Source organism: Mesorhizobium sp. M7A.F.Ca.MR.148.00.0.0, from assembly GCF_003997735.1.
Lineage (GTDB): Bacteria > Pseudomonadota > Alphaproteobacteria > Rhizobiales > Rhizobiaceae > Mesorhizobium.
This window is the reverse complement of record NZ_RZTB01000181.1, coordinates 2,697-5,919: the sequence shown is the minus strand read 5'-3', so window position 1 is coordinate 5,919 and position 3,223 is coordinate 2,697. Positions and strand designations below refer to the sequence as shown.

At 54.7% G+C, this 3,223-nt stretch carries 4 protein-coding genes; 2 read left to right on the top strand and 2 right to left on the bottom strand.

Annotated features, from left to right (window positions below; translation table 11 throughout):
* Positions 1 to 154: DUF1883 domain-containing protein (locus EOB49_RS37045; protein ID WP_206526173.1), on the bottom strand; the 154-nt coding region annotated here is incomplete at its 3' end.
* Between the two features lie 110 nt (positions 155 to 264).
* A complete protein-coding gene (locus EOB49_RS31935) occupies positions 265 to 528 on the bottom strand; it encodes a hypothetical protein (RefSeq protein WP_127383318.1) in 264 nt (87 codons plus the stop codon).
* A gap of 338 nt (positions 529 to 866) precedes the next feature.
* On the opposite strand from EOB49_RS31935, the gene EOB49_RS31925 reads away from it, so the two are divergent.
* Positions 867 to 2,495: an RNA-directed DNA polymerase gene (locus EOB49_RS31925; protein ID WP_127383317.1), complete on the top strand. Its 1,629-nt coding sequence runs from the start codon at positions 867 to 869 to the stop codon at positions 2,493 to 2,495.
* Between the two features lie 170 nt (positions 2,496 to 2,665).
* Positions 2,666 to 3,223: SIR2 family protein (locus tag EOB49_RS31920; protein WP_206526171.1), on the top strand; the 558-nt coding region annotated here is incomplete at its 3' end.

Below are 3,223 nucleotides of genomic sequence, written 5' to 3'. Positions count from 1 at the left end.
CCAATCCACCTTGATATCTGTGGTTTCGATTGTTGCGGTATGAGTTGAAGTTTGAACTATCCATCAATCGGACATTAGCCGCCGAAGAAAGAGTGATTTCAATCACCTCGCCTGCGGAACACTGCTTCAAATCGTAATGCGTAAAATTTGCCATCGCCCCGTCCTCCAAACCCAAAGCTTGGTCCGGGCGACGGATTTCTGCAATGCGCAAGCAAGCCAATACTGTGGATAGCTTCTACTGACCCCGCCTACAACGTTTGCTCCCTACTCCATGTCCGGCACGTCGCGACCCACAAAGAGGGTCGTCGGTTCCACGTATTCGCCCAGCGACGGGTTCGCATCGCGTGACCACGCAATGACGCTGGCATGTTTCCCCGCCAAGCCCTTTGCGTTTCTTATCGCCCGGTCCTCGGTCTGCTGCTCGGCTGGCCCAAGGACAGGCTGAAGGTCGCCGGTCTCATCGCGGTCGAAGGCGGTGACAACGATCAGCTTGGGCTTCTTCGGCTGCGCGAGGATGTTGTCTGACATGCTGCATGCCCTTCGTTGGAGGTTCGTTAATCGGTCTCACCGAGCCTACGTCTGTGCCACCCCCACCTCGCGCTCCAATGAGGCGTTGGCGACAAGAAGTGCCTTCACCACACCCTCCGGCGGTATCGGCTCCTTCAAGGCGCTTCGCCAACTTTGCGAGCGTCGGGCGCGAACAGTGGGTGGCTCGCACTACGGTGTTCGAGGTCTGGCCCTTCCGCAGCATGTCCATGATCGCCTCGTTACACCTTTGGAAACCCATCATTTGGCGATGGCAATGTTTAGGAAACCCATGTGAATTACCCTGATCTTCCGTATTCATGGGCTCGGGGAACGTATTTTTGGACAAGCTTCAAGTCTTGCTATCAAAGGGCTACTTTCCAAAGGAGCTGCCGCCCCCCTTTATAACCGAGGATTTCGGCAAGTATGCGCGGGAATTGTTGGCGATATGGGCCGCGAACGGCCCGCTGAAGCCCGGCCATGCAAAGCATCAGAGAGTTTGGGAGATAAGCGAGACTGAACCCGAACTCTACTCGACGCCAAAAGCGAAGAACGAGCGTCGACAACTGCACATTACAAACCCCGTGCCCCAGCTTCTGCTCGCTTCGGTTATGACAAAGAATTGGGCGACTATATCTCGTTGGCTGGATCGGCAGCGATTTAGCTTCTCCAGAACCATGATCTCATCCAAATCGAACAGAGCGATTGAGGAGCCAGACTTCAAGAGTAACGCGGTGCACAAACAACTCATTCGAGCGACCTACGATGTAGAGGTCAAATCAGACGTTCTTCGCTTCTATCCATCCATATACACCCACTCGGTGCCTTGGGCGGCCTATGGTAAGGAACGGGTCAAGAAAAACCGCAAGAAGTACAACGACAGCCTAGGTGATCGTATCGACGTAATTCTCCGCAAATGTAATAGAGGTCAGTCCGTTGGCATCCCGATCGGACCCGATACATCCCGTATAGTCGCGGATATTCTCTCAGGCTACATTGACAGCAGACTGATGCTGAGGACCGGTCTTCAGCGCGGCGCAGCCGATCGCTTGCAGGATGATTGGGTAATAGGGACTGAAACTGTTGGTGATGCAGAACGACTGCTTTCTGCGTTACGGACGACCTACCTCGAGGTAGGTTTAGAAATTCACGGAGGAAAGACATCAGTTATCGGGATAGTCGACAACGTTGGAACGCCCTGGGTTCACACACTCCAGGTGGCAGCGCGAATAGGCCCCGAGCTGTCCGGCATTGCTTTGCAAAACTTCTGCGAGGTCGCTCTCGATCTACAAAAACAAAACCCCGTAGATCGGCCCCTTCGCTACGCGCTGTCGTTGATACAGGGTTCTGAAATCAAGGTGCCCGACGCGTCATACCTGCAAAGTTTCCTGATGCGAGCCCTGATGGTCGATCCGAGAAACATCGACCTAGTGTCAGCGCTTCTGATCAACATGCGCCATGAGGGGCGGACGATACATGAAAGTCTCATTACCAAGCGCTTGACGTCGATTATAAAAGGCGGCTTGGAGCGTGGCGAGCACTATGAAGTCGCATGGGCGATCTTCCTCATGAAGGGCTTGGCACTGCCGCTGCAGTTGGGCGCCCAAGCTGCTCTTCTTGCGAAGATCGAAAGTCCAGCGATCTGTTTGCTCATTCTCGACATGTCGTCTCGCGGACTTGCTCCGGAGGCTCCAATCCGGGATTGGGAGCGTCGGGTGAAGGCCGTATCAGCCGACGGTCCCGACTGGTTGCTCGCCTACGAAGGGGTACGGCATGGTTGGCTGGCAGATATCACTGGCGCTATCAGAGCCGATCCGATGCTGAAGCCTTTCTTTGACCGAAACATCGTCTTTTACGACGATAAGCGGAACGTGCCTACAACCAAGAAAGCGGTGCGAACGCGACGCGCAAGATCGAAGAGGCTGACAACAGCAATGCTCTGGCGGATCATTACGTCCAAGTACATATAGAGCCGAGACGCAAAACCCATCGGCACGAGAACGGCAGGGCTTTGGGGTGACGCGGCTGGCTGAAATCAGGACGGTTCGGCGCGTAATCTGGCGGGATGGCGACTAGGGCGTAGCGTGTTTGAGGTGGTGCCCGACATTGGGTCTGTTATAACTGGTTCGGGGGGCCAGATATGAAACCGGCGATACACTCTTTCATCACTGAGTATTTAGGGGAATTGGTCGAAGGCAATGCAGCAATATTTGCGGGAGCGGGTCTATCGGTGCCAGCGGGTTATGTTGATTGGCGCGAGCTAATACGCCCGCTTTCAATTGAGTTGGAATTAGATATAGATCTAGAAAGCGATTTGGTCTCGGTCGCCCAGTTCCATGTAAACGCTAACGGCTACAATAGGCATAGACTTCACAAGGCCGTTATTGAAGCCTTATCTGTCGACAATCCGCCGACAAAGAACCATCGGCTATTGTCGCGCCTCCCAATCCGCACGTGGTGGACCACCAACTATGACAAGTTGCTTGAGACTGCACTGAGAGAGGTCGGCAAAGTCGTAGACGTGAAGAGCGCCGTTCCTCAATTGGCAACGACCCGTCCTCGCCGGGATGCGACAATCTACAAGATGCATGGGGACGTAGACAGGCCAGACGAGGCTGTGGCCACCCGAGATGACTTCGAGCGGTACTCTACGGACCGTGGCGCCTTCATAACGGCGCTGGCGGGAGACCTCGTTTCC

Coding starts and splice junctions, on each gene's coding strand:
- EOB49_RS31935 (WP_127383318.1), bottom strand. CDS start 528: ATGTCAGACAACATCCTCGCGCAGCCGAAGAAGCCCAAGCTGATCGTT.